The following is a 25,344-nucleotide window of genomic DNA, read 5'->3' as shown; positions in this document are numbered from 1 at the left end:
ACCTCACCGTAGCAACCAGCGGCCACCCCACGACGGGTGGCACGACGCGACGGACCGATAGCATCCTGCGCGTGACGCCCATCCCTGATCTCGGCCGCAGCTGGTGGCTCCGCGAAGCCCTCGCCTTGGAGGAGTTCGCCGGCGATCCGGCCCCGCCGCTGCACGCCGACACCACGACCGACGTCGTGATCCTCGGCGGCGGCTACACGGGCATGTGGACAGCGTGGTTCCTGAAGGAACGGGACCCGGGCGTCGATGTAGTGCTGCTCGAGCAGGACATCTGCGGCGGCGGGCCGAGCGGACGCAACGGCGGGTTCTGCGACGGCTGGTGGGGACACGTCGTCGACCTCGCGGCAACGTTCGGCGACGACGGGGCCCACGCCCTGCTCGAAGCGGTCGCGCCCTCACCTGCCGAGATCGGCGCGTGGTGCGTCGCCCACGGCATCGATGCCTGGTTCCGCGACGGGGGCAACCTGGCGGTCGCGACGAACCCTCACCACGAGGGACGTTGGTCGTCGACGATCCGCACGGCGGAGCGCCTCGGGATCGCTCGTCAGTACCGGAAGCTCGACTCGGATCAGGTGCGGGCTCGGTGCGCATCGCCGACGTTCCGCGGAGGCCTGCTGATCCCCGACGGTGCGACGGTGCAGCCCGCCCGGCTCGCGAGGGGCCTCCGGCGCGTGCTGATGGAGCGGGGCGTGCGCATCTTCGAGGGCACGCCGGTCTCGAGGTTCGGAGCGGGCAGCCCCGCGATCGCCGAGGCCGCGGGCGGCACGGTTCGAGCCGCCCACGCGGTGAACGCACTCGGGGCGTGGGCGACGACGTGGCGGCGCTTCCGGCCCGTGCTCACGATCCGAGGGTCGTTCATCGTGATCACCGAACCGGCGCCCGACCGCGTCGAGGCGCTCGGATGGACCGGCGGCGAGGCGATCCGTGACATGCGATCGTCGGTGCACTATCTGCGCACCACGCCCGACGGGCGCATCACGTTCGGGCTCGGCGGGCTGCAACGCGGGCTCGCGCGGAAGGTCGGCGCCTCGATGGCCTTCGACGAAGGGTTCCTGCGGAAGACCGCGGACGACCTCGTCCAGATGTTCCCGACATTCGCAGACGTGCCGATCGCCGCGGGATGGGGCGGGCCGATCAACGTCTCCGGGCTCACGATGCCGTTCTTCGGCACGACCGGCCGGCACGCGAACGTGCACCACGGGCTCGGGTACACCGGCAACGGCGTTGGTCCCTCACACCTCGGGGGCAAGATCCTCGCGACGCTGGCGACCGGGGCGAACGACCCGCTCGCCCGGCTTCCGGTGGTCACACGCGAGCCCAAGCGGTTCCCGCCCGAGCCGCTGCGCTCTCCGGGCATGCTCGTCGCCAACGCCGCGATCTGGCGGAAGGACGACCTCGAGGACGCGGGCGTGGGCGCCGACCCGCTGACCCGACTCGTCGCCACGATGCCCCGCCGCCTGGGCTATAACCTGGGGCCTCGATGAGCGTCGCGATCGATCCCTCCGCGCTCCCCTTGCCGCCCGACGAGGGGCGCAGCTGGTGGCTCCGCGAGGCCCTCGACCTCCCCGAGTTCGCGGGCGAGGACGCCCTCGTGCTTCAGGGCGACGTGACGGCCGACGTCGTGGTCCTCGGTGGCGGCTACACGGGGCTGTGGACCGCCTACCAGCTGAAGCGGGTCGACCCGGGCGTCGATGTGGTGCTGCTCGAGCAGGACATCTGTGGCGGCGGGGCGAGCGGACGCAACGGCGGGTTCGTCAACAGCTACTGGGGCGATCTGCCGCACCTCGCGCACGTGTTCGGCGACGCGACAGCGCTCCGCCTGTGCAGGGCTGGCGAGGCGAGCGTCGAGGCGATCGGCGCCTTCTGCGATGAGCACGACGTCGATGCCTGGTTCCGCGCTGACGGCGACCTCGGCGTCGCCGCGTCGGAGGTGCAGGTCGGCGCGTGGGGCGATCTCGTGATCACCGCCGAGCGGCTCGGGCTCGCCGATGACTTCGAGGTGCTGTCGGCCGAGGCCACGCGCAACCTCGTGGACTCCCCGGTGTTCCGGGGCGGCATGGCGAGCCGATACGGCGCCACGGTGCAGCCGGCGAGGCTGGCACGCGGTCTGCGCAGGGTCGTGATGCAGATGGGCGTGCGGGTGCACGAACGCAGCCCGGTGACCCGGTTCGGGACGGGATCTCCCGCCATCGCCGAGACGCCATCGGGGACCGTGCGGGCCGGCGCCGCCGTGATCGCGCTCAACGCGTGGGCGTCGTACTGGAAGCGATTCCGGCGAGCGATCACCGTGCGGGGCAGCTACATCGTGCTCACGGCTCCGGCCCCCGATCGCCTGAAAGAGATCGGGTGGACGAACGGCGCCGGCCTGAGCGACTACCGGTCGGCGCTGCACTACGTGCGCACCACCCCGGACGGGCGCATCGCGTTCGGCATCGGCGGCATGCAGCCCAACCTGGCCCGCACGATCGGGCCGCGCTTCGCCTACGACGAGGCCGCGATCCGGGTGGCGATCGCCGACCTGCACCGCATGTTCCCGACCTTCGTCGACGTGCCGGTCGAGGCGGCATGGGGCGGACCGATCGACGTCTCCGGCACCCACCTCCCCTTCTTCGGCACCCTCGAGGGCGGGGCCGTGCACTACGGGCTGGGGTACACGGGCAACGGGGTGGGCCCGGCGCACCTGGGCGGCGACATCCTCGCCCATCGGGCCCTCGGGCTCTACGACGAGGCCCTGGAGCTGCCGATCGTCGACGCCGAGCCGATGCGGTTCCCGCCCGAACCGATCCGCTCGCCCGGGGCGCTGATCGCGAACCACGCGATCCGCAACAAGGACGAGCTCGAGGACCGGGGCGAGCAGCCGAATCCGATCGTGGACTTCGTCGCGAAGCTCCCCAGGCGCCTCGGCTACAACCTCGGTCCCTAGCGCGGGCTCCGTCCCGCGGGTCCCGGATGCGTCCTGCGGGGTGCGGGCCGTGCGGCCGTTCGCATCCGGCGCTCCGAAGCGGCACGATACGGGCATGAGTCAGACACCTGCACCGCACCCCATGTCCGGCATGGACGCGTTCGCGCCCGCAGAGATCGCCACCCTGGTGGAGACCCGTGGCGTCGCCAAGGCCGGCGCGCCGTTCCTCGCCACGTTCGTGCTCGGCGTGCTGGCGGGCGCATTCATCGCCCTCGGCGCCGTGCTCTCGACGATGATCGGCACCGCGTCGGAGCTCGGGTACGGCATCACCAGATGGCTCGCCGGCATCGGATTCTCGCTCGGTCTGATCCTCGTGGTCGTCGCCGGGGCGGAGCTCTTCACCGGCAACAACCTGATCGTGATGAGCGTGGTCAGCGGCAAGGTGCCGGTGTCGCGGCTGCTGCGGAACTGGGGGATCGTGTACGCCGGCAACTTCGTCGGGGCCCTCTCGGTCGCGATCATGGTTTGGCTCGGTGACTGGGGCGACCAAGGCGAGGGAGCGGTGGGCGTCACGGCGCTCGCGATCGCAGCCGGCAAGGCGGCGCTGCCGTTCTGGACGGTGTTCTGGAGGGCCGTGCTCGCGAACGCGCTCGTGTGCCTCGCCGTGTGGCTGGCGACGGGCGGACGGACGATCGTCGACAAGATCTTCGCGATCATCTTCCCGATCAGCGCCTTCGTGGCGTCGGGGTTCGAGCACTCGATCGCGAACATGTACTTCATCCCGGTGGGACTCCTGCTCGAACGCGACGTGCACGACGCGTCCGCCGATCCGGCGCTCGCCGGGCTCGACCTCGCCGGCTTCGGCACGAACCTCGCGGCCGCGACGATCGGCAACGTGATCGGTGGCGCCGTGCTCGTTGGGCTCGTCTACTGGTTCGTGTACCTGCGACCGAAACAAGGCTCGCCGTGACCACCCCGGTCATCGAGGCGACGTCGCTCACGAAGCGGTACGGCGCGTCCAGAGGGGTCGAAGACCTGACCTTCGCCGTGCCGCCGGGAGAGGTCTTCGGCTTCCTCGGGCCCAACGGCGCCGGGAAGACGACGACCATCCGCACGATGCTCGACTTCATCAGGCCGACGTCGGGCTCGGTCCGGCTCTTCGGCATGGACCCTCGCGTCGACGGCGTCCGCGTGCATGCGAGGCTCGGCTACCTGCCCGGCGAACTCGCGCTCTACCAGCGGCTGACCGGCGAGGACTACCTCAGGACCTTCGCCTCGCTCCGCCACGGCGTCGAGTGGACGTTCGTCGAGGACGTGGCCGGCCGGCTGCTGCTCGATCTGACCCGACGCATCAAGGATCTCTCCCACGGGAACAAGCAGAAGGTCGGGCTCGTGCAGGCGTTCATGCACCGGCCGGACCTGCTGGTGCTCGACGAGCCGACCCAGGGTCTCGATCCGCTCGTGCAGCAGACGTTCTACGCCCTGCTCGACGAGGAACGGGCACGTGGCCTCACGGTGTTCCTGTCCTCGCATGTGATGCCCGAAGTCGAGCGCGTCTGCGATCGCGTGGCGATCGTGCGTGAGGGACGCCTCGTGGCGATCGAGGACATCGGGCAGCTGAAAGCCCATGCGCTTCGACGCCTCGACCTGCACTTCGAGGGGCCTGCCCCAGCCGATGCGTTCGCGGGCCTTCCGAGCGTGCGAGAGATCCACTCGCACGGTGACGAGCTGTCGCTCTTCGTCGAGGGCCCGCTCGACGCCGTGATCAAGCAGGCCGCGCGGTTCACCGTGGTGAACGTCGAGACCCGTGAGCCGAGCCTCGAGGATCTGTTCCTGACCTACTTCGGGGCCGACGGATCGGAGCCCCAGAGCGGCACCCCCGGCGACGACACGGGCCAGGGGGCGGAGCCATGAGGGGGCTGCTGGCCAAGGCGGTGCGCGATCAGCGCCGAGGCATGATCGGCTGGGGCATCGGTGTGGCCGCCGTGGTCCTGATGTACGCGGCGTTCTATCCGAGCATCAAGGAGAGCGCGGCGGACCTGCAGGCCTACATGGAGAACCTGCCCGACGCGATCCGCGCCATCGTGGCGGGCGAGGACTACACCTCGCCCGTCGGATACCTCGAGAGCGAGTTCTTCAACACGATGGGAGCGCTCATCGCCCTGATCTTCGCGATCGGGGCCGGAGCGCGCGCGATCGCGGGTGAGGAGGAGGCCGGCACGCTGGATCTGCTCTTGTCAACCCCCGTCCGCCGTCGGCAGGTACTCGCGACGAAGGCGCTGGCGATCGTGGGCGCCGCGATCGGGCTCGCCGTCGTCGCCGCCGCGTCGATCGCGGTCTTCGGGCCCGCCTTCGACCTGTCGGTCCCGTTCGTGGACGTGGCTGCGGCCTGTGTGATGCTGGCGCTGCTCAGCCTCTCGTTCGGCGGCGTGGCGTTCGCGGTCGGGGCCGCCACCGGCCGCCGAACCCTGGCGAACGCCGTGGGCGGGGGTCTCGCCGTCGTCACGTTCATCGTGCACGCGATCGGACCGTCGGTGGAGTGGCTGCGCCCGCTCCGTCCGTTCTCACCCTTCCGCTGGTACCAGGACCCCCATCTGCTCGCGGGTGGCCTCCACGTGCGGAATGTGGCGGTGTTGGCCGGCATCGCCGTCGTGTCCTTCGCCGTCGCGCACGTCGCGTTCGAGCGGCGCGACCTCGCCAGCTGAGCTTCACTCTCCGAACGGCATGTACCCGGGCGCCGCGAGCGGCCACGGCGACGAGGCTTCCCATGCCGCCCCGACCGCGAGCACCAGGTCGTCGGCGAACCGCGGACCGGTGATCTGGATGCCGAACGGCACACCGTTCGGCGAGCGACCGGCCGGCACGGACAGGGCGGGATGTCCTGTGATGTTCGCGGCCTGCGTGTTGTACGCGGATGCCGGCGTCTCCGATCGGTCGTCGCCGGGCGAGCGGCCGTCGGCGAAGAAGCCCTCGACACACATCGTCGGCGAGACGAGCACGGTGCCCGTGCCGAGGAGCTCGTCGAGCGCTCTCGTGAACGTGAACCGGCGACGACGGGCGGCGAGGTAGTCGTCAGGCGTGATCGCGGCCGCGGTCTCCAGCGCTCCCCGCAGGTACGGGGTCAGGTCGTCGGCGCGGTCGAGCACGTCGCGGCCGAGCCACGTGAGCTCCTCCACGCCCACCGTGGTGAACCAGTCATCGTCGATCTGCTCGGTGAACGGCGGCGCGACGCCCTCGATCGTCAGGCCGGTCGCCGACGCGAGACCGGCGAGCGCTTCCTCGAACAGCGCATCGATCGAGGCCGGGAGCGGGCCGTAGTCGACCATGCGCGGCGTCGCCACGATGCGAGCCGGCCAGGCATCGGCGCGGGGCGACCACGTCGGCACCGCCCTCGGATCGCCGGCCGTGGGCCCGCGCATCACCTCGAGCAGTAGCGACGCGTCGGCGATGCTCACGGCGAGCGGGCCCTTCGTCGACAGATCGATCCACGACGGCGGGGGATCGTGCCCGATCAACCCGCCGGTTGGTTTCAGACCGACGAGCCCGCAGAACGCCGCGGGGATCCGGATCGACCCGCCCCCGTCGGTGCCGGTGGCCAACGGCGCCATGCCCGCGGCGAGCGCCGCCCCGCTCCCGCCGCTGGAGCCGCCCGGCGACCAGTCGAGCGCCCAGGGGTCGTGCGTCTCCCCGAAGAGCCGGTTCGCGGTGAACCCTTCGAACGCGAACTCCGGCACATTTGTCTTCCCAACGACGATCGCGCCCGCGGCACGCAGACGGGACACGACCTCGCAATCGCGCTCGGCGGGGTCGGCGTGCTCGCGGAGCAGCGAGCCGAACGTCGTCGGCAGCCCGGCGGCGTTCTCGTTGTCCTTCACCAGCAGCGGGAGCCCCGAGAGTGGACCCGGATCCTCCCCGGCCTCGACCCTGGCGTCGATCGCGGCGGCGTCGGCGAATGCGCCGTCGCCACGTGTGCGTACCACCGCATTGATGGGACCGTCGAGGCGCTCGATGCGCCCGAGCGACTCGGCGACGAGGACTTCGGCGGGCACGTGCCCCTGGCGCACCGACGCGGCGATCTCGTGCAACGGCATGCGGCGAAGGGTATCCGCGAGCGCCACCGGGGACAACGAGCACCCGCACCCCACGGATCGACCGGTAGGCTTCGCGTCGTGGATGCCGACGTGATCGTCATCGGCGGGGGGTTCGCCGGACTCGTGGCCGCCCGCGACCTGCGGACCGCGGGCCGGTCCGTCGTGCTCCTCGAAGCGCGCGACCGCCTCGGTGGGCGCACCTGGTACCGGCAGATCCCCGGCACCGGGGTGATGGCCGAGTACGGCGGCACCTGGTTCTTCCCCGAGACGCAGACGGCGCTCGCCGAGGAGATCCGCCGCGCCGGCGGACGGGTGAGCGGGCCGAGCACCCCGCGCTCGGTCGTGTGGCTCGCCGACGGGGTCCTGCGCACCGGCGACGACGCCATCACGGGTATCGCCGACGCCCATTCGCGCGCCACCGCGATCGAGGAGGCGGTCCGGCGCCTCGCATCGGAGATCGACGCCACCCCGGAGCGATCGCCCGACATCGAGGCCGTTCGAGACCTCGACGTGCCCGTCACGGCGTGGCTCGAGGCCAACGCCGTGCCTCGCGACGCGACCGCGTTCATGCTCGCGTTCGCGGCGATGATGGGTGGCGGCGGGCCGGCGCACATGTCGATGCTGGGACTGCTGCTCGACGCGGCGCAGGAGGGGTACCGCTTCGATCAGGTACTCGGTGACCTCGGCTCGAGTCTCGTCGACGGCACCTCGAGCCTCGTCGACGCGATCGCCGCGGAAGCGGGACCCCACATCCGAACGTCGAGTCCCGTCGTGCGCGTCCGATCATCCGACGACGGCGTGATCGCCGACATCGCCGCGGGGGGTGAGGTTCGGGGTGCCGCGGCCGTCGTGGCACTACCGCTGCACGTGTGGGTCGACGTCGCGTTCGATCCCCCCTTGGGCGATGCGAAGCGGCGCGCCGCGACCGGCGGACATGCGGGCGCCTCGACCAAGGTGCTCGCGATCGCCGACGGTGTGCCCGAAGGCGTCTTCGGGATCGGATGGCCCGCGGCACTGCAAGGCCTGATCGCGGGCCAGGAGGTTCCCGGCGGCCGGCTGATGACCGGCTTCTCCGGAACCCGCACGATCCGAGCCGACGATCGGGACGCGGTCGAGCGAGCGATCCGCGCCTTCCTGCCCGAAGCCCGGGTCACCGTGGCGGACGGTCACGACTGGGTCACCGACCCCTACTCGAAGAGCACCTGGTTCTGCGCGAAGCCCGGCTGGTACGACGACGACCCATCCACCCGCACGCGCATCGAAGGGCGCGTCGCGTTCGCCGGTTCCGACATCGCCGCCGAAGGTGCCGGCTGGATCGAGGGCGCGGTGCGCACCGGGCGGGCAGCCGCCGACGACGTGCTCCGCATGCTCGCCGGCGGCTGAGCCCGCGGCCTACCCCGCTGCGATCATCGCCACGCCGGCGAACGTCGCGGCGATCCCGACGACCTGCCAGCGCGCCAGCCGTTCGTGCAGGAACCAGCGAGCGAGCAGCACGGTCGCGACGGGGTAGAGCGAGCCGAACACCGAGACGAGGGTCAGCAGCCCTTCCTTGGCCGCGATCGCGAACATCACGTTCGCCGTGTTGTCGAGTGCGCCGACGCCGGCCAGGATGCCGGTCTCCCGGGCGGTCGGTCGTCGCGTGCGCCGCACGGTCGCCACCGCCGCGAGCAGGAACAATGGCACCGAGACGAGCCTGATCATCAGCGATGCCCAGAGCGGGCTCGCCTCGCCCGCCGCGTCGAGCGACGTGACGAGCAGGCCGAGGAAGAGCGCGGCGACGAGCGCGAAACCGATGCCGCTCGTGCCGGTGCCCGACGGCGAGGTGCCCGGCGGCTCGGGCGTCCTGACCGCCAGGAGCACCCCGGCCCCCGCGACGGCCATGCCGGCCAGCTGCAACATCTCGGGGCGCTCGCCCTGGATGAACCCGACGATCACGGGCACCGCGCCGGAGAGCGCGGCGGTCGGCGCCACGATGCTCATGCGCCCGACCGCCAGCCCTTTGTAGAGCGAGGCGAGACCGATCGCGCCGGCGAGACCCCCGAGGCCGCCGTACACGAGGAAGCGGGCCTCGGGTCGCGGCTCGCCGAGGGCGATCACGATGCCCGAGATGATGATCAGTCCGGCGGTCTGGCTCACGACCATCACCGTCGCGGTCGGGAGCCGCTTCGTCATGAGACCACCGACGAAGTCCGCGGAACCCCACGTCAACCCCGAGAACAGGGCGAGACCGAGCGGGAACATCCACGGAGGCTACCGAGACCCCGGTCTCCCCCCGGCATGCCCCGCGCCACCGATCGGGCCGCGCGGATCAGCGGAAGCCTGACCCGACCGCCGCGTCGTGGCCGTCGAGGATCGCGTGTCGCGTTCCTCGGCCGCTCGTGCAGGAGCGTCGACCGCAGGTCGGTCGCGAGCGCACGGCGCGCCGCCAGCGACCCGGTGAGGGCCAGGTGCCGGTGGAGTGACCCCCGCAACCGCCCCACGGCCTCGGGGTCAGGGCGCACCGCTTCCACGGTGTCGAGGTTCACGCGCCGTCGGTCGCCACGGCGCCTCGGTGACGCACCGCCGCAGCGCCTCGAGGGCCAGCGCCACCACCTCGGTCGTCGCCGTGCCGTCGGCGCGGGCCACGAAGCCCACCCCGCAGGCATCGCGCTCTCGCGCTCGCTCCCCCGGTCCCTGAACCACGCGTGCCCCTCGCGCTCGCGGACCCCGGCGACGCTCGGCGTCCCGCGTGACACGCGTATTTCGCGCCGGTGACGATCGTCGAAACGTCGCCGACTGGTGGACGAGGGCCCGGGGGCGCTGCCCGGGCCCTCGATCCGGCCGGCGAGGTCAGCGGGGGCCCTCGCGCTCCGACTCCAGCCGAACGTTCTCGATCACCTGCGCGGTCGCCTCCAGCACGAGCCGCTCGCGGAGCGCATCGAGGTCGTCCCCCGACAGCGCCGGCGGCTCGAGCAGCGTCATGCTCCGCGAGCCCCAGGTGTACGCGCTCTCGCCGTGCTCCACGACGTCGAGCCCGTCCGCCTCGGCGGCTTCGCTCGCGCGGAACCCGACCAGCAGGTCCACCACCTTGAGGATCGCGAGCGTCGCCACGAACGAGAACGCGAGGGCGATCGCGCAGGCGGCCGCCTGCTTCCCGACCTGGGCGAGGCTGCCCTCGGCCCCAACGGGGTTCACCGCGAGGGTCGCGAAGATGCCGGTCAGCAACGCGCCCACGAGCCCACCGACCAAGTGCACACCGACGGCGTCGAGCGAGTCGTCGTAGGCGACGCGCGACTTGGCTTCGACCGCGACGAAGCAGACCGCCCCTGCGATCAGCCCGATCACGAGGGCGGACCCCGGCTCCACGTAGCCCGCCGCGGGCGTGATCGCCACGAGCCCCGCTACGGCGCCCGTCACCGCGCCGATCGCGGTGACCTTGCCGTGACGCACACGGTCCAGGATCGCCCACCCGATCAACGCGCCGGCGGCACCGAGCTGGGTCGCGACGAAGGCGGACGATGCGAGGCCATTCGCGCCGAGCGCGCTGCCGGCGTTGAAGCCGAACCATCCGAACCAGAGGATCGCGGCGCCCAGCATCACCATTGGCACGTTGTGCGGCGTGAAAGCGCCCCCCGGATAGCCCGTGCGCCTGCCGACGTAGAGCGCGGCGGCCAGAGCGGCGGCGCCGGCGCTGATGTGCACGACCGTGCCACCGGCGAAGTCGAGGGCACCGATGCCGGCGGCGCCCAGGAACCCGCCCCCCCACACCCAGTGGGCCAGTGGTGAGTACACGAGGATCGACCATGCCGTGATGAACAGCAGGTACCCCGAGAATCGCACGCGCTCGGCGAACGCACCTGCGATCAACGCCGGGGTGATGATCGCGAACATCATCTGGTAGATCGCGAACGTGGATGCCGGGATCGTCGGCGCCAGCGCCATCGGCTCCGCGCCGACCCCTCGGAAACCAGCGAAGTCGAGCCCGCCGATCACCAGCCCGATGTCGGGTCCGAACGCCAGCGTGTAGCCGATCGCGAGCCATGCGATCGAGACGACGGCGATCGCCGCGAACGACTGCATCATCGTGGCCAGCACGTTCTTCGAACGGACCAGCCCGCCGTAGAACAACGCCAGCCCGGGCGTCATGAACAGCACGAGGGCCGCTGCGGCCAAGACCCAGGCGGTGTCGCCGGTGTTGATCTCCCCCATGTCCCCTCCTTCGGTCGTCTTCGGAGAACCCAACCGCATGCTCGTTCCGCGCGGGTGACATATCGGTTTCGTTCTGGTTACAGATCCCTCCAGTCACGAGGGCGGGAGCGTCACTCCCCCCGGCATGTCGGCGTCGTGTAACACGACCGTCACACGAGGGAAGCAGCCCGGAAACCGCCTCCTTCCCCCCGGCGGGTTCGGCACGCTCAACGGTAGCGAGCCTCTGCGACGAGTTCGTCGAGCGTCCCTCCCCCAACCGAGGAGCTTTTCGCGCGGCTGCGCATGCTCCGGCTGCGCCGGTCTCGACGGCCCCGACGTGTTGCGGCTTGGGCCGCTGTCGCTCAACACCGCCAGCTACCCGGCGTCGCTCGATGGCTGCTCGCTCGATCTCACCGACATGGAGTACGAGCTGCTCCGCCTGCTGCTCGGCCGGCCAGGGCGTGTGTTCACCGGGACGAGATCCTCTCGAGGGTCCGGCGCTACGACGACTTCGGCGGCCTTCGCACCGTCGACCTGCACGTGCGCCGGGTGCGGGCGAAGCTGGCACAGGACCATCCCCGCCTGAACGAGACCGTGCGGGAGTCGGGTATCGGTTCACCCAACATGCGTGAGGGCGAACGGCACGACGCGAGCGCCGTCCTTCCACACCTGATCGATGCGCGACTCGTAGTCGTCGAACACCAGCGGATCGCCGTCGAGCACGACGAGGTCGGCGCGCTTGCCGGGCTCCAACGTGCCGAGCTCGGCGTCGAGACCCATGAGCTCGGCGGCGCTCAGCGTCGTCGCGTGCAACGCCTGCGCCGGCGTGAAGCCGTTGGCCTCCATGTGCCGCAACTCGTTCAGGTTCGTGCCGTGAGGGGCCACGGGACAGTCGGTGCCCATCGCGACCTTCACGCCGGCGTCGACCGCGCGACGGAAGGCATCGAACTCGGGGCGACCGAGGTCCGCGAGCTTCGCACGCACCGCGGGCGACACCTTCGAGTCGTTCGCGATCGCGTCGGTCGTGTCGCCGGCGGTAAGCGTCGGCACGAGCCACGTGCCGTGCTCGAGCATGAGCTCGATCCCCTCGTCGTCGAGGTAGGTGCCGTGGTCGATCGAGCGCACGCCCGCTCGCACCGCACGTTTGATGCCCTCGGGCCCGTGGGCGTGCGACATCACCCATGTGCCGAGGTCGGCGGCCGCACGCACGATCGCGTCGACCTCTTCCTGCGAGAAGTTCGGCTCCATGGGGTCGTCCGTGGGCGAGAGGAACCCTCCGCTCGACGCGATCTTGATCACGTCGGCGCCGGCTCGGACCATCTCTCGCACCTTCCTGGTGACCCCGTCGACGCCATCGCAAACACCTGACGGCATGCCCGGATACCCGACGCCGAAGATGCCGAGCGTGCCGCTCGGGAGCCATGGATCGTTGTGACCGCCCGTCATCGAGAGCATCGAGACGGAGACCTGCATGCGTGGCCCCACGAGCGTTCCCTCGTCGACCGCGATCCGAAGGCCGGCATCGGCGCCCGAGGCATCGCGCACCGTCGTGATGCCGAGCCCGATCGTCGTCCGGAGGTTCTGCACCGAGCGGTAGAACCCGAGCGAGAACGGCTCCTGCATGCGCGCGTACTCGTCGAAGTCCTCGTACCGGAACGCCAGGTGCACGTGGCAGTCGAAGAGGCCGGGCAGCAGCGCCTTGCCGGTGCAGTCGACCCCGTCGTCGCCGTCGAGCCCCCGCCCGACCTCGACGATGCGGGCGTCCTCGATCACGACGTCGGCGGACGCCGGCGGCGAGCCCGACCCGTCGAAGACCTTCCCCCCGTGGAACACCGTCCTGCCCACCGACTCACACCTCCCTCGCGCGCGGACCTACACTCGGGCCGCACCCTACCCCTCCCGAGGAGTGAGCGAGCGATGGACATGCGACTGTCGGTCGAGGACGGCGCCCTGCAGAGGCGTGCGCGAGCGTTCACCGACGACGTGCTGGTGCCGCTGGAGGACGAGTGCGAGGCGAACGACGGACTCTCGGCCGAGAGCCATGCGGCCGCCAAGCGGGCCGTGCTCGATGCCGGCTTCCACGGCATCAACCACTCGATCGACGACGGCGGCCAGGGTTACGACACGTTCCAGCAGATGCTGATCGAGGAACAGTGGGGCCGGGCGACCGGCGCGCTGTGGGACATCCCGTGGCGTCCTTCGATCCCGCTCGCTCGAGGCACCGGGGAGCAGAAGGAACGGTTCTTGCGCCCGGCGATCCGGGGCGAGCGACGCGACGCGTACGCGATCACCGAGGAAGGCGCGGGCTCCGACGTCACGGCCGTCGCGACCGCCGCCCGCCGAGACGGCGACGCCTGGGTGCTCGACGGCGAGAAGTGGCACGTGACGAGCGGCGATGTGGCGGACTTCTTTCTGGTGCATGCCCACATCGACGGCGACCCGGCGAAGGCGACCGTCTTCCTCGTCGACAAGGACATGCCGGGCGTGCGAGTCGTTCGCACCCCGAAGTACACGCACACGTTCGTCTTCGAGCACCCGATCTACGCGTTCGAGGGCGTGCGGGTGGGCGACGACCGCGTGCTCGGCGAGGTCGGCGAGGGCTTCGAGCTCACGAAGGACTGGTTCGTCGAGGAACGCATCATGATCGGCGCCCGAACGATGGGCGCGAGCGCTCGTGCGCTCGAGCTCTCGCTCGCGTTCGCCCAGGACCGGCGGCAGTTCGGCAGGCCGATCGTCGGGTTCCAGGCGATCGAGTTCATGCTCGCCGACATGGCCGCGGAGATCATGGCGGCGAAGTCGCTGCTGTATCGCGTGTGCTGGGAAGCTTCGCGCGGCGATGCCGATCGCAAGCAGACCCACGCGATGGCGAGCGCCGTGAAGCTCGTCTGCAGCGAGACCGCCGGACGAGTGATCGACAAGGCCGTGCAGATCTTCGGCGGCCGTGGGTACATGCGGGAGCAGCCGGTCGAGCGCATGTATCGGGAACTGCGCGTCGATCGCATCTGGGAGGGCACCAGCGAGATCCAGCGGGTCGTGATCGGCAACGAGCTCCAGAAGCGCGGTTCGGGCCTCTACACCCAATGGCCCGCCCGGGCGTAAGGTCGAGATCATCCCCGACGGAAGGGGAGCCACCATGGGCCGCAGCGGCTGGACCGAGCATCCCGAACGCGATCGCCACCCAGACCCGTCCACGATCCAGTGGACCGGGGCAGACGTGCAGACCTCGACCGAGTACGTGCAGACCGCCTCCGAGGTCGCGCCTGCCGTGCGGAGAGCATCGCTCGCCAGGGCAGCGCGGGCTGCCGCACATCGTCGCGGCGAGTTCCGATGGTGGGAGTTCCGTGCGCGCCGTCGGCATCGGGGATCATCCGGCCCGTCGACCCCATAACGTTCGGTCGCGGGTCACCGCTTGGCTCCGGCGACGATGAGGGCATGAGGGTTCGGTTGCTCCCAGGGCCGACGTCTCACGTTCCCTGGAGGCACCCGCGCACCTCGTCGGGGAGGCCCGCGATCTCGAGGCCGGCGCCGCCCTTCACGAAGTCGTAGGGCAGACCCGGCCACAACCCGGGCAGGCCCGGGTACTCACGCGCGGTGGTGTCGGCAGAGTCCCACTGGAAGCCGGTCCAGTCCGGCGAGCGGAACCCCTTCGTGTCGTACGGAGCGACCGCGGCCACCCCGCGACCGAACATGCGCTGCTCCACGATGAAGCGGCCCTGATAGCTCCAGTCGGACTTTACGTAGAGCTTGATGTACCAACGATCGATCTCGAGGATGTACCCCTTGTCGGACGGAGGTGACTCCGGCCCGGTGAAGTAGCGCATGTCGACGACGACGAAGTCGCCCTCGACCGGCGCTGTGCGCCGGACGATGCCGAGAGGATCGGTGAACTGCGGGGTATCGCGCGCCGGGGTGCGCCAGCCCTCGACGCACGTCGTCGAAGGCGCCCCTCGGGTCGCCGGGGCGGGTTCGGGAACCGCAGGCTGGGTGGGTGAGGGGACGACGCTCGCCGACGGCATGAAGGACTCGCTGGAGGTGGGCGACCCCCCCGATGGGGCAGAAGCGAAGGGACCCTCGGCTTCACCGCCGCCACGGCCATCGTCGCAGGCCGCCGCGGTCACCGCGACCAGGGCCAGCACGACGACGAACCTACGCATCGCGAGCGGCGATTCGGTGGGCCGTTCTGCCTGCTCCTGCACGGCAGACAGTATCGGGGCGCGGTGTGACGAACCTGTGTGCACGATCCGCTCAGGATAGCGATGGGCCGATCGCTTGATACAAAGGAAGCATGCCCGAACACATGCATCCTCGTGACGAGGAACGCGCCCCGACCCACCCGATCCCGTACCTCACCCGCAGGCGGTTCCTTCACGGCTCGGCGATGGCGCTGGCCGGCAGCGTGCTCTTCTCGTGCACGGGCGGCAAGGTGATCCCGAAGCTCGGCGACCGCACGCCCCAGATCGACACCGCGACGCCGATCAAGCGCGTCGTGTACGTGATGCTCGAGAACCGCAGCTTCAACAACATGTTCGGCAAGTTCCCCGGCGTGGAAGGCACGACCGTCGGTGTCGAGCTGGGCAAGGAGAAGCCGCTGATCCGATGCCCGGAATGGCTCCCCGGCGACATCCCGCACGACCGGGCGGCGCACCTGAACTGCCTGAACGGCGATAAGATGGACGGGTTCGGCAACGGCGAGTTCGGCTCGACGTACGCGTACTCGATCTTCGACGAGGACCAGATCCCGAACTACTACACGTGGGCGCGCGAGTACTCGCTCTCCGACCACTTCTTCGCGAGCGTCGGCGGACCGTCGTACCCGAACCACTACTACTTCATCGCCGGGCAATCGGGCGGCGTGCTCGACAACCCCGAGAACATCGAGACCAGGGTCGAGGGCGGCCAACGGTTCAAGAGCTGGGGCTGCGACGCGCTCGGCGACGACGTGTTCGTCTTCGTGAAGGACGACAAGGGGAACCTCACGAAGCACGACACCTGCTTCAGCTATCGCACGGTCGGGCAGCAGCTGAGCGACATCGGGGTCGACTGGGCGTACTACTCGGCGTCACCGGGACAGGTCGGCTACTTCTGGAACGCCTACAACGGCATCGGCGACGTCTTCCATACCGACATGTGGGACGAGCACATGCGCTCGGTGGATCGCATCGTGCCCGACATCGAGGCGGGCACGCTCCCAGCCGTCACGTGGATCACACCGCGGTTCGAGCTCTCCGACCATCCGCCCTACTCGACCGGACACGCGCACAACTGGGTGAGCGAGATCGTGAACGCGGTGATGCGCAGCCCGATGTGGGAGCACACGGCGATCTTCCTCACCTGGGACGAGTGGGGCGGCTTCTACGACCCCGTGCTCCCACCGGCGGTGGACGACCTCGGCCTCGGCGTGCGTGTGCCGCTGCTGACGATCAGCCCGTACACGGAACGCGGCATCGTCGATACCGAGATCGGCGAGTTCTCGACGCCCCTGCGGTTCATCTCCGACAACTGGGGGCTGCCCTACCTCACGCCGCGCATCGAGAAGACGCACTCGTTCGAGCACGTCTTCAACTTCAAGAAGAGGCCGCGCGACCCGGTCTTCGGCGAGACGACCGCGCCCACGTACGGCGGCGCGTTCGCCTTCCCCGACGGCTACGACGGCTGGGAACCGGGCATCGACCCCAACGAGGACCACTTCATCTAACTCGGAGCTAACTCGGAGCTAACTCGGAGCGCTGTCTCCCTGCCCGACGTGCACGACCTCAGCGTCGGACTCGGGGAACATCAACCCCACCTGTCCGTCCTCCCACCGAACGAGGAACGGGGGTCCGCCCTCGTCGCCGCGGACCTCCAGGATCTCGGCGTCACGGTCCGGCTCGCCGATGTGGTGCCCCTTGATGCGGAGCAGATCGCCGATCACGGCCTTCATGCTGCCCACCTCCTCCTCCCGGGTGCCGATCCAGCTCACCCGTGGCCAGCGTGCATCACCTCGACCGCGCCGAGAACGGTCGAAGTCCCCGCCACCGACGGGACCACCTGCGAGACTCTGGCGCATGGACGAGGGGGAGCCCCCGCCACGATCGTGATCGCACGCTCCGTCGAGCGGCAGCTGGGCGAGTATCGGGAACGCGGGCTCGCCACCGAGGTCGCCACCGTGATCCGCGACTGGGCCGCGCGGGAGCTCGACAGGCACCGCCTCGTGTCGTGCACCTTCCACGACAACGCGGGGTCGATCCGCGTGGCCGAGAAGGTCGGCATGCGGTACGAGATGGACATCGAGTACCACGGGATGCCCATGGCCCTCTACGCCTGGACGCTGTCCGCCCTGTTGATCCTGCCCCAGCACGGACTCAGCCCGCCGCGCGGTCCTCGATCTCCCAGGCGTGGTCGAGCACGTGCCACGCCGTACGGCGCAGGAAGCGTCGTGGTGTCCACAGCACCCCGCCCCGCGGACCGCGCTCGGGGAGTTCGCCGGCCTTCGCGAGGTCGAGCCACGCGAGCACCGCTTCCCGTTCACGCTCGCGAGCGCTCCAGGGGTCGTCATCGTCCACCTGTACGGCCCGACCGGTCAGCGTGCGCAGGTAGCTCACCTCTGCGCCCACGACGTGGCCGACGATCGACCCGAGATCGCGACCGCCGCCACGCGGTCCCTTCGTCAGCTCCACCCCCTCGGCGACCGTGACGGCGCGATCGAACGCCGCCCAGCATGCCTCGAGTACGCGCCGAAACCGAGCCCACTCCCGTGCAGAGATCACGTCGGCGTCGAGCTCGTACACGGCGTCGGGCGCACCGAAGTCGGTCGTCGCGTTCCCGCCGGTGCGCTCGGCGATCCGCAGGGAGCCGCGGATGCCGCCGAAGGGAACCCCCGTGGCCTTCAGCGCCGAGGCGTACCTCGGTCGGTAGGCCTCGAGGGCCTGCATCGCGGCGTCCTCGTCGCGTCCCTGGCGACACCACCCCGGCCAGGCCGCCGCGCACGCGAACGTGCGCTTGGATCCGGTCTCGATCAGGCACTCGATCGCCGCCGCCACGCCGTTCCTACGGGATCGCGACCACGTAGTCCTCGGCGGCGGCGTCCCACTCGAGCGTGACGAAGCCCTGCGTGGCGGCGGCCCGGCAGAACTGCAGAAACCCGCGGTACCCGTACTTCTTCTCGCTGAAGTCGGGGCGCACCTTGCGAACGCGGTTCTTGAGACCCGACAGCTGCACCGTGCCCTGGGCACCGAGGTCGGCGACGACCTCGCGCAACAGGTCGAACGCCTCGGTCTCGCCTCCCTGCGACGGCAGCGAGACCTCGGGGTCACCTTTGGCCGCGCCTTCGCTCAGCTCGATCACGTTGCGATCGGCGAGGTGTCTGAGCAGCTCTCCGAACGCCCGGAACCCGTGGTCGGCCTCGCTGAACGTCGGATCCTTGCGGAGCAGCGCGCGCTTCACCGACGAGGCCAGCACCGGCCCGGCCGCGGTTCGCTCGAGGCCAGCCACCGTCTGCGCGATCAGGATCGCGAGCTGATCCTCGTCCAGCGGCGGCGTCGACTCGGGTTGCTCCTCGTCCTCGACGGGCTCGGGCTCGGGCGCCGCGGGTCGTTCCTCCGACGGCGCTCGACCGCTCCCGCCCTTGCGCCCACGGCGCCGACGCTCCGCCGGCACGTCGACGCCCTCGAGCGCCTCGTAGTAGAGGAACTCGTCGCAGGCGGGCGGCAGCAGCTTCGAGGTCGACTCCTTGATGCCCACCCCGATCACCCGCTTGTTCAACTCACGCAGTTTGTGCACGAGCGGGGTGAAATCGCTGTCGCCGGTACAGATCACGAACGTGGTGACGTAGTCGCGCTCGAACGCCATCTCGAGCGCGTCCACGCAGAGCTTGATGTCGGCCGAGTTCTTGCGCGAAGCGCCCATGCGCTGCGGGATCTCGATCAGTTCCACGTGGCTGCGCGTGAGCATGCGCCTGTCCTCGTCGAAGTAGGACCAGTCGGCGTACGCTTTGCGCGCGATCACCCGGCCTCGCTCGGCGAGCGCATCGAGCACGGGGCGCAGGTCGAACCGCATGCCCTCGAGCCGATCGCGCGCCCCGATCGCGAGGTTCTCGTAGTCGAGGAACAGCGCGATGCGTTCTTCGTCGAGGTCCATCGGCCCAGCCTAGTCGGCGCGGGCCGCTCCCGACCGAGGGCGAGGGCCGCGATCACATGACGTCGAACGTCTCGGCGACCTCGATGCTGCCGCCGCTCATGAGGATGGGCAACCCTTGTTCTTCGCGACCGCGTCGTCGATGCTTTCCGCCTCGATCAGTGCGTATCCACTCGCAGGATTGGCGCCGCCGCCCTCGCTCACAGCCGCGTCGCCGGCGATCGTCGTCGCCCGGCTGATCGGCTTGCCGAGGTCGGCGGCCGAGGCTCCCAGCGTCCCGTACCAGTCGGTCCGGCGGCACCGAACGCGAGGCGGGGGAGATGAACGACGCGGTCAGGCCGAGGCGCCGGTCGAGGGGCTCTCGCCCGCTTCGACCTCGTCGTCGGGCAGGCCGAGCACGGCCGGGTCGGTCGCCTCGATCGGCGTGCCCGCCTCGACGAGGCCGGCAGCCCGGTCGGCGTCGCGCTTGGCGCGCGCGACCCGCCGCTCCTCGCGAGCAGCCGCCTTGCGCGCCTTCACGTCCTGGCGCTGACGCTTCCCGTAGCTCTCCGGCATGCAACCAGGTTACCCGCCGCACGTCGAGGTTGCCCTCGCGTTTGCGGAGTCGCGGGCTGAGCACTTCGTCGAGCGCGAACTCGACCATCGTGAACGACAGCGTCACGAACATGATCGCCACGCCCTGCGGGATCGGCCACCACCACCATCCGGCCGAGAGCGCGCCCTCCGAGAACGAGTCGTCGATGATGCGGCCCCACGAGATCGCGTTCTCCGGACCGAGCCCGAGGATCGACAGGGTCGTCTCCGACAGGATCGCGAGCTCGATCATCAGCACGGCGTTGGCGAACAGGATCGGAAACAACGTTGGGCAGCACGTGATGCGTGATCAGGTCCCAAGCCCGGCGCCGAGGGCGGGCGAACGCCTCGATGAACGAACGCTCCTTCACCGAGAGGGCCTGCGATCGCACGACGCGCGCCGTACTCGCCCACGAGGTGATCGCCATTACCACGATCACGTTGACGAGCGTCGGGCCGATCACCGCCGTCAGCGCGATCGCGAGCGCGATCCAGGGAAGCACGAGGAACCAGTTCGTCACGCCGGCCGTGACCTGCCCGGCCTCGGGCGTGATGGGGGCCGCCGCCGCAATCGCCCACCGCATGACGGGCGCACCAGCTCGCATCCGGCCGGGGGCTCGATCCCACGAGGCATCGCGTGACGTCGCCTCCCCCGGGTATCCTTGCCCCGTGGCGACCTACGAGTACATCTGCCTCGGGTGCGAGCAGCCGTTCGAACAGCGCCGCTCGATGAGCGACGCGGTCGACACGGCGCTGGAATGCCCGTCGTGCGGGAGCGAGCGTGTTCGGCGCCGCTTCTCGGTGTTCTCGGCGGGGAATGCCTCGACCGGCGGGTTCACCGACTCGACGCCCGCAGCCGGCGGCGGCTGCTGCGGTGGCGGCGGCTGCGCCTGCGGCGGCTGATCCACGCTCCACGAGAGGGGCGATCTCGCGGGAGCGCCCCCGGCCGGCTGTCACTTCAGCCGGATCTTCTCCGAGGTCTCCACCTGGATCACCTTGCCGTCCTGCAACACCAGCACCACGGTGCCGTAGGCGATGCCGGCCAACAGATCGTGCACGTGCAGCAACAGCGCTCGCTGCTCGGGCGGGAGCCCGGCGAACCGGAGCACCTCGGTGGGGATCTCCCGATCCGAGGACCCGTCGTCGCCGTCCACGACTCGCAAGGGCATACCCGCGCTCACTCGCCGGCCGCGACCTCGCCGTGATCGAACGTCTTGGGGTTGAGCAGGCCGACGCTCACGAGGTCGCCCTCAGAGGCGCCGGCCAGATCGGACTGAGGGACGTGGGCGACCAGGGTGTGATCTCCGTCGCCGTCGAGGCGGATCGTGAGCCGCGTGAGCCAGCCGAGCGACGAGATGCGCTCGACGCGACCGATCGCGAGCGGCGCGCCATCGGCGCCATGGCCGTTCGCACCCTTCGGCGCGACCCGCACGTCGTGCGGTCGCACGAACGCCGTGGCTGCCGCGCCCTCCTCCAGATGCTCTGCCGCAGGGACCCGGAAGGCTCCCAGGTGCACGTGGCCACCCTCGACCACGCCGTGCAACACGTTCGCGGAACCGACGAAGCCGGCGACGAACGGGGTCTTCGGATCGTCGTAGATCTCGCTCGGGGAGCCGACCTGCTGCACGAGACCCTCGTGCATCACGACGATCTGGTTCGCGAGCTCGAGCGCTTCTTCCTGGTCGTGCGTCACCAGCAGGCTCGTGACGCCCAGCTCGCGATGCAGCTCGTCGAGCCACTGCCGCAGGTCTTGGCGCACCTTCGCGTCGAGCGCGCCGAACGGCTCGTCGAGCAGCAACACCTCGGGCCGCGGGGCCAGCGCACGTGCGAGCGCGACGCGCTGTCGCTGCCCGCCCGAGAGCTGGTCGGGGTACCGCTTCGCGAAGTGCGTGAGCTGCACGAGCTCGAGCAGCTCGTCGACGCGCGCCTTCCGATCGGCCCTGGCCTGCTTTCGGACGGCCAGCCCGAACTCCACGTTCTGCGCGACCGTCATGTGCCGGAACAGCGCGTAATGCTGGAACACGAACCCCACGCGACGCTCCTGCACGCTCTTGGGCGTGAGCTCCACGTCGCCGAGCCAGATGCGTCCTTGGTTGGGGTCCTCCAGGCCCGCGATCATGCGCAGGACGGTGCTCTTGCCCGACCCCGACGGCCCGAGCAGCGCGGTGATCGCGCCACCGGGCGCCGTGAACGACACGTCTCGCACGGCCTCGAACGAGCCGAACCGTTTGGTGAGCTGCTCGACCACGATCGGCGTGCTCATGTGCGTACCTTCCTTCCTTCGATGCGATGTCGCGCGGTCTCGATGCCGACGAGCAGCACGATGGAGACGGCGGCGAGCGTGAGGGCGACGATGTACGCCTCGGCGTCCTGGCGTTCCTCGATCGCCGTGAAGATGAACAGTGTCGCGGTCTCGGTCTTCCCCTTGATCAGGCCGCTCACGATCAGCACGGCGCCGATCTCGCCGATCGAACGCGCGATCGTGAGCGCGACGCCGTAGAGGATGCCCCAGCGGATGTTCGGCAGGGTGACCCTGCGCCACGTCTGCAGGATCGACGCGCCGAGGGTTCGCGACGCATCCTCTTCGTCCTTGCCGATCTCCTCCAGCACCGGCACGACCTCGCGGATCGTGAAGGGGATGCAGATGAAGATCGTGACGAGCACCATCGAGGGCACCGCGAAGATCACCTGGATGCCGCGAGCCTCGAAGAAGGGTTCGAGCCAGCCGCCGAACCCGAACAGGATGACCGCGGCGAGCCCGACCGTGACCGGCGACAGCGCGAAGGGAAGGTCGACGAGCGCGTTCAGCAGCGACTTGCCGACGAAGCGCTGGCGCACGAGCACCCAGGCCGTGATCACGCCGAAGAACGTCGTGACCGCCACCGTGATCACGGTGATCACCCCGGTGAGGACGAAGGCATGCTGCACGTCGGGGCGCGAGAACGTCTCGACGACCTTGGACCAGCCCGGTTCGAGGGCGGTGTAGACGATGCCCGCGAGGGGCAGCAGCAGCAGGACGCCGACATACAGGAGGCACGCCACGACGATTCCGCCGCGCACGAGGCGCCGGCGACCGCCGCCGGGAGGGAAGACGGAGGGGGCATCGGAGGGGGTCCTCATGCGTCGTCCTCCTTCCGCTTCAGCAGGCGTGCGGTCACCAGCACGAGCACGAAGGAGATGCTGAATAGCAGCGTCGCGACCGCCGCCGCCTCGATCGGACGGAACTGGTTCGCGAGTTGGAAGATGAAGACGGGGGCGGTGAGGGTCTCCCCGGCCCGGTTGCCGGCGACGAGCACGACGCTGCCGAACTCGCCGAGGCAGCGCGCGAACGTGAGCAGCGTGCCGCCCACGATCGCGACGCGGATCGCCGGGAACACGACCTTTCGGAACGTGGTGAAACCGTTCGCGCCGAGGGTGGCCGCGGCTTCCTCTTCGGCGTCGTCGAGCTCCTGGAGCACGGGTTGCACGCTGCGCACCACGAGGGGCAGCGTCACGACGAGCAACGCGAGCATGATGGCGATCGGCGTGAAGATCACCTGGATGCCCAGCCGATCGAGGAACCCTCCGATCGGCGACGCGGGCCCGTACAGGGCCACGAGCATCACTCCCGTGACGAGCGTAGGGATCGCGAGCGGCAGGTCGACGACCGCCGACAGGAATCGCTTGCCCGGGAACGAGAAGCGCACCAGCACGTAGGCGAGCATCGTGCCCATGACGGCGTTGATCAGCGCGGCGAGGGTCGACGTGATCAACGTGAGCCGGATCGCGGCCGTCGCTCCCGGGATCGCGAGGGCGGTGCGCAACCCATCGAGCCCCTCGCTGAACCCCTTCGAGATCACCGCGATCACCGGCAGCGCCACCATGGCGCCGAGGTAGACGAGAGCAACGCCGCGCAGCGTGTATCGCCGCAGCCGTGCAGCTGACCGCGGAGAGAGCCGGGTCCGGCTGCGTTCGATCGTGATCTGCGCGGCGTTGCTCATCGTCGTCTGCTGGTCCTTTCCGTGGACCGTCCCGGTCAGCCGGCGATCGCCTGGGTGACGATGCCGCTGTCGCTGAACAGTTCTTCGTTCAGGGCGTCCCAGCCGCCGATCTCGTCGACCGTGAACAGGTCCTCGATCGGCGGGAACTGGCCGCCGCCCTTCTGGGCTTCCTTCGTGTCGGTGGACCGCAGGTGGCCCACCTCGGTGTAGATCTCCTTGGCCTCGTCGGAGTGCAGGAACTCGACGAACGCCTCGGCCACGTCGCGCACACAGTGTTCGTCGACCCACTGGTCCACGACCGCGACCGGGTTCTCGATCAACACGGTCGACGGCGGGTAGACAGCCTCGTCCTCGAGCCCAGCCTCCTGCGCGGTGAGCACCTCGTTCTCATAGGTGATCGCGACGTCGCCGTTCCCCGCCTCGAAGTTCTGGATCGAGTCACGGGCGTTCTTGTCGAACACGATCACGTTCGAGAGCACGTCCTGCATCAGCGTCGTCGCGCCCGCCGTGTCGTCGGCGGTCATGCCGGCGTAGCCGCGGAGCGCCGAGCCCCACAGGGAGACCAGGTTCCACCGTGCGCCGCCGCTCGATGCCGGGTCGGGGGTGAGGATCTCGACGCCGTCGGCGGCGAGGTCGTTCCAGTCCTGGAAGCCCTCGGGGTTGCCGGGACGGACGTCGAACACGACGACCGAGGTCGAGACCATGCCGCCGTCGGGCTGGTCGGTCCAGTCGTGCGTGATCAGGCCGGCGTCGGCGATCTCGTCCACGTCGGGCCCGAGCGAGAGCGCGACCACGTCGGCCTCGTAGCCGGCGATCACGTTCGCCGCCTGCGTGGTCGAGCCCGCGTAGGACTCCTGGAAGATCACGTTCTGGTCGTCGTGCTCTTCCTTCCACTTCGACACGAAGGCCGGGATGATCTGACCGTAGGCCTCGCGCGGCGTGCTGTATGCGGCGAAGTTGACCACCGGCGTCTCCGGGGGTGTGCACGGCCCGCCTGCGGCCGACGACTGCGTGTCGCCACCGCCCGAGTCGGACGAGCATGCCGCGAGGATCGTGAGGGGAACGAGCGCGAGCGCGAGCGAACGCGCCCAGCGTGCGGACGCGAAGCGCCGCGGGGGATAGAACGACATCCGAGCTCCTTTCGATGACCGGCGAGTTGCCGGGGCCTCTGGGTGCTCGGCCTCCGGTGGTCCGGTCAACCGAAAGGGTTCGCGCGACCGATCGCGCGGTGCGGATCAGCCGGCCTTTCGAGTGCAGCGCCTCCGGGTGCTCCGGTCGGCGTGACGCGGACAGAACTACCGGCTGGAGGAAGGAGTGTCAAGGAGATCGGGCCGATCCCCGACTTACCGCCACGAGAATGCAACAAGAGGCCGATGGGTCTTAGGGCCGATGGCCGTTGACCCTCCCCCGGCCACGGCGGTACCCTCGCGGTGCAGCTGACCGGAAAGACCGGAGGCCGCAACGCATCGGGGGAACATGGTTCCCGCACCGCGTTGCGGCCCCTTTCGTT

24 protein-coding genes are annotated in these 25,344 nt (G+C 70.0%); 9 read left to right on the top strand and 15 right to left on the bottom strand.

Translation table 11 applies throughout. The features are described 5' to 3' along the window. The first annotated feature begins 71 nt into the window (after positions 1-71). From VFI59_04750 to VFI59_04730, 5 genes are all read left to right on the top strand, one after another. Positions 72-1,493 (top strand): FAD-dependent oxidoreductase, encoded by a 1,422-nt coding sequence (locus VFI59_04750; protein HET6713003.1) that lies wholly within the window; start codon positions 72-74, stop codon positions 1,491-1,493. Next, a complete protein-coding gene (locus tag VFI59_04745) occupies positions 1,490-2,932 on the top strand; it encodes an FAD-binding oxidoreductase (protein HET6713002.1) in 1,443 nt (480 codons plus the stop codon). The genes VFI59_04750 and VFI59_04745 overlap by 4 nt, the downstream gene beginning before the upstream one ends. A gap of 94 nt (positions 2,933-3,026) precedes the next feature. Continuing rightward, positions 3,027-3,881: a formate/nitrite transporter family protein gene (locus VFI59_04740; protein ID HET6713001.1), complete on the top strand. Its 855-nt coding sequence runs from the start codon at positions 3,027-3,029 to the stop codon at positions 3,879-3,881. Next, positions 3,878-4,825 carry an ABC transporter ATP-binding protein gene (locus tag VFI59_04735; protein ID HET6713000.1) on the top strand — a complete coding sequence of 316 codons (948 nt, stop codon included), beginning with the start codon at positions 3,878-3,880 and terminating at the stop codon, positions 4,823-4,825. The genes VFI59_04740 and VFI59_04735 overlap by 4 nt, the downstream gene beginning before the upstream one ends. Beyond that, positions 4,822-5,616 carry an ABC transporter permease subunit gene (locus tag VFI59_04730; GenBank protein ID HET6712999.1) on the top strand — a complete coding sequence of 265 codons (795 nt, stop codon included), beginning with the start codon at positions 4,822-4,824 and terminating at the stop codon, positions 5,614-5,616. The genes VFI59_04735 and VFI59_04730 overlap by 4 nt, the downstream gene beginning before the upstream one ends. A 3-nt stretch (positions 5,617-5,619) precedes the next feature. On the opposite strand, the gene VFI59_04725 is transcribed toward VFI59_04730, so the two are convergent. Beyond that, the gene (locus VFI59_04725) at positions 5,620-7,002 is read right to left on the bottom strand and encodes an amidase (GenBank protein HET6712998.1); all 1,383 of its coding nucleotides are present in this window, start codon (positions 7,000-7,002) and stop codon (positions 5,620-5,622) included. A 78-nt stretch (positions 7,003-7,080) separates the two neighbouring features. Here VFI59_04725 and VFI59_04720 point away from each other — a divergent pair, with 78 nt between their 5' ends. Then, positions 7,081-8,385, top strand: coding sequence for an NAD(P)/FAD-dependent oxidoreductase (locus VFI59_04720; GenBank protein ID HET6712997.1), 1,305 nt, complete (start codon positions 7,081-7,083; stop codon positions 8,383-8,385). Positions 8,386-8,394: 9 nt separating this feature from the next. Here VFI59_04720 and VFI59_04715 read toward each other — a convergent pair whose 3' ends face one another. From VFI59_04715 to VFI59_04700, 4 genes are all read right to left on the bottom strand, one after another. Beyond that, positions 8,395-9,243, bottom strand: coding sequence for a DMT family transporter (locus tag VFI59_04715; protein ID HET6712996.1), 849 nt, complete (start codon positions 9,241-9,243; stop codon positions 8,395-8,397). 249 nt (positions 9,244-9,492) lie between these two features. Beyond that, the gene (locus VFI59_04710) at positions 9,493-9,684 is read right to left on the bottom strand and encodes a hypothetical protein (GenBank protein HET6712995.1); all 192 of its coding nucleotides are present in this window, start codon (positions 9,682-9,684) and stop codon (positions 9,493-9,495) included. A gap of 147 nt (positions 9,685-9,831) precedes the next feature. After that, on the bottom strand, positions 9,832-11,181 hold the full coding sequence (locus VFI59_04705) for an ammonium transporter (protein HET6712994.1): 1,350 nt from the start codon (positions 11,179-11,181) through the stop codon (positions 9,832-9,834). Positions 11,182-11,784: 603 nt separating this feature from the next. Continuing rightward, positions 11,785-13,014, bottom strand: coding sequence for an amidohydrolase family protein (locus tag VFI59_04700; GenBank protein HET6712993.1), 1,230 nt, complete (start codon positions 13,012-13,014; stop codon positions 11,785-11,787). A gap of 72 nt (positions 13,015-13,086) precedes the next feature. Here VFI59_04700 and VFI59_04695 point away from each other — a divergent pair, with 72 nt between their 5' ends. Beyond that, positions 13,087-14,268 (top strand): acyl-CoA dehydrogenase family protein, encoded by a 1,182-nt coding sequence (locus tag VFI59_04695; protein HET6712992.1) that lies wholly within the window; start codon positions 13,087-13,089, stop codon positions 14,266-14,268. A gap of 365 nt (positions 14,269-14,633) precedes the next feature. Here the strand turns inward: VFI59_04695 and VFI59_04690 are convergent, their stop codons facing one another. Continuing rightward, on the bottom strand, positions 14,634-15,365 hold the full coding sequence (locus VFI59_04690) for a hypothetical protein (protein HET6712991.1): 732 nt from the start codon (positions 15,363-15,365) through the stop codon (positions 14,634-14,636). Positions 15,366-15,454: 89 nt separating this feature from the next. On the opposite strand from VFI59_04690, the gene VFI59_04685 reads away from it, so the two are divergent. Continuing rightward, the gene (locus VFI59_04685; GenBank protein ID HET6712990.1) at positions 15,455-16,864 is read left to right on the top strand and encodes an alkaline phosphatase family protein; all 1,410 of its coding nucleotides are present in this window, start codon (positions 15,455-15,457) and stop codon (positions 16,862-16,864) included. A gap of 18 nt (positions 16,865-16,882) precedes the next feature. Here VFI59_04685 and VFI59_04680 read toward each other — a convergent pair whose 3' ends face one another. The 4 genes from VFI59_04680 to VFI59_04665 all read right to left on the bottom strand — a co-directional run bounded on the left by VFI59_04680 (position 16,883) and on the right by VFI59_04665 (position 19,836). Further along, positions 16,883-17,089, bottom strand: a complete 207-nt coding sequence (locus VFI59_04680) for a DUF1918 domain-containing protein (protein ID HET6712989.1) — start codon at positions 17,087-17,089, stop codon at positions 16,883-16,885. Positions 17,090-17,510: 421 nt separating this feature from the next. Next, on the bottom strand, positions 17,511-18,188 hold the full coding sequence (locus tag VFI59_04675; protein ID HET6712988.1) for a DinB family protein: 678 nt from the start codon (positions 18,186-18,188) through the stop codon (positions 17,511-17,513). Between the two features lie 7 nt (positions 18,189-18,195). Next, positions 18,196-19,284, bottom strand: a complete 1,089-nt coding sequence (locus VFI59_04670; protein ID HET6712987.1) for an NYN domain-containing protein — start codon at positions 19,282-19,284, stop codon at positions 18,196-18,198. A 330-nt stretch (positions 19,285-19,614) separates the two neighbouring features. Continuing rightward, positions 19,615-19,836: a hypothetical protein gene (locus tag VFI59_04665; GenBank protein HET6712986.1), complete on the bottom strand. Its 222-nt coding sequence runs from the start codon at positions 19,834-19,836 to the stop codon at positions 19,615-19,617. 369 nt (positions 19,837-20,205) lie between these two features. Here VFI59_04665 and VFI59_04660 point away from each other — a divergent pair, with 369 nt between their 5' ends. Further along, entirely contained in the window at positions 20,206-20,757 is a 552-nt protein-coding gene (locus VFI59_04660; GenBank protein ID HET6712985.1) for a zinc ribbon domain-containing protein, read from the top strand. A gap of 50 nt (positions 20,758-20,807) precedes the next feature. Here VFI59_04660 and VFI59_04655 read toward each other — a convergent pair whose 3' ends face one another. The 5 genes from VFI59_04655 to VFI59_04635 all read right to left on the bottom strand — a co-directional run bounded on the left by VFI59_04655 (position 20,808) and on the right by VFI59_04635 (position 24,964). Then, on the bottom strand, positions 20,808-20,924 hold the full coding sequence (locus tag VFI59_04655) for a YezD family protein (protein HET6712984.1): 117 nt from the start codon (positions 20,922-20,924) through the stop codon (positions 20,808-20,810). A 107-nt stretch (positions 20,925-21,031) separates the two neighbouring features. Next, complete coding sequence (locus VFI59_04650) at positions 21,032-22,117, bottom strand: ABC transporter ATP-binding protein (GenBank protein ID HET6712983.1); 1,086 nt, start codon at positions 22,115-22,117, stop codon at positions 21,032-21,034. Next, positions 22,114-22,974, bottom strand: a complete 861-nt coding sequence (locus VFI59_04645) for a sulfate ABC transporter permease subunit (protein ID HET6712982.1) — start codon at positions 22,972-22,974, stop codon at positions 22,114-22,116. The genes VFI59_04650 and VFI59_04645 overlap by 4 nt, the downstream gene beginning before the upstream one ends. Next, the gene (gene cysT, locus VFI59_04640) at positions 22,971-23,834 is read right to left on the bottom strand and encodes a sulfate ABC transporter permease subunit CysT (GenBank protein HET6712981.1); all 864 of its coding nucleotides are present in this window, start codon (positions 23,832-23,834) and stop codon (positions 22,971-22,973) included. The genes VFI59_04645 and cysT overlap by 4 nt, the downstream gene beginning before the upstream one ends. Before the next feature lie 35 nt (positions 23,835-23,869). After that, on the bottom strand, positions 23,870-24,964 hold the full coding sequence (locus tag VFI59_04635) for a sulfate ABC transporter substrate-binding protein (GenBank protein ID HET6712980.1): 1,095 nt from the start codon (positions 24,962-24,964) through the stop codon (positions 23,870-23,872). Positions 24,965-25,344: the final 380 nt, after the last annotated feature.

The organism is Actinomycetota bacterium (assembly GCA_035697485.1).
Lineage (GTDB): Bacteria > Actinomycetota > UBA4738 > UBA4738 > HRBIN12 > JAOUEA01.
The sequence above is the reverse complement of the archived record's forward strand: the minus strand, read 5'-3'. Positions and strand labels throughout refer to the sequence as shown.

Coding starts and splice junctions, on each gene's coding strand:
- VFI59_04745 (HET6713002.1), top strand. CDS start 1,490: ATGAGCGTCGCGATCGATCCCTCCGCGCTCCCCTTGCCGCCCGACGAG.
- VFI59_04740 (HET6713001.1), top strand. CDS start 3,027: ATGAGTCAGACACCTGCACCGCACCCCATGTCCGGCATGGACGCGTTC.
- VFI59_04730 (HET6712999.1), top strand. CDS start 4,822: ATGAGGGGGCTGCTGGCCAAGGCGGTGCGCGATCAGCGCCGAGGCATG.
- VFI59_04725 (HET6712998.1), bottom strand. CDS start 7,002: ATGCCGTTGCACGAGATCGCCGCGTCGGTGCGCCAGGGGCACGTGCCC.
- VFI59_04715 (HET6712996.1), bottom strand. CDS start 9,243: ATGTTCCCGCTCGGTCTCGCCCTGTTCTCGGGGTTGACGTGGGGTTCC.
- VFI59_04695 (HET6712992.1), top strand. CDS start 13,087: ATGGACATGCGACTGTCGGTCGAGGACGGCGCCCTGCAGAGGCGTGCG.
- VFI59_04685 (HET6712990.1), top strand. CDS start 15,455: ATGCCCGAACACATGCATCCTCGTGACGAGGAACGCGCCCCGACCCAC.
- VFI59_04680 (HET6712989.1), bottom strand. CDS start 17,089: ATGAAGGCCGTGATCGGCGATCTGCTCCGCATCAAGGGGCACCACATC.
- VFI59_04670 (HET6712987.1), bottom strand. CDS start 19,284: ATGGACCTCGACGAAGAACGCATCGCGCTGTTCCTCGACTACGAGAAC.
- VFI59_04665 (HET6712986.1), bottom strand. CDS start 19,836: ATGCCGGAGAGCTACGGGAAGCGTCAGCGCCAGGACGTGAAGGCGCGC.
- VFI59_04660 (HET6712985.1), top strand. CDS start 20,206: ATGAACGAACGCTCCTTCACCGAGAGGGCCTGCGATCGCACGACGCGC.
- VFI59_04650 (HET6712983.1), bottom strand. CDS start 22,117: ATGAGCACGCCGATCGTGGTCGAGCAGCTCACCAAACGGTTCGGCTCG.
- VFI59_04645 (HET6712982.1), bottom strand. CDS start 22,974: ATGAGGACCCCCTCCGATGCCCCCTCCGTCTTCCCTCCCGGCGGCGGT.
- cysT (HET6712981.1), bottom strand. CDS start 23,834: ATGAGCAACGCCGCGCAGATCACGATCGAACGCAGCCGGACCCGGCTC.
- VFI59_04635 (HET6712980.1), bottom strand. CDS start 24,964: ATGTCGTTCTATCCCCCGCGGCGCTTCGCGTCCGCACGCTGGGCGCGT.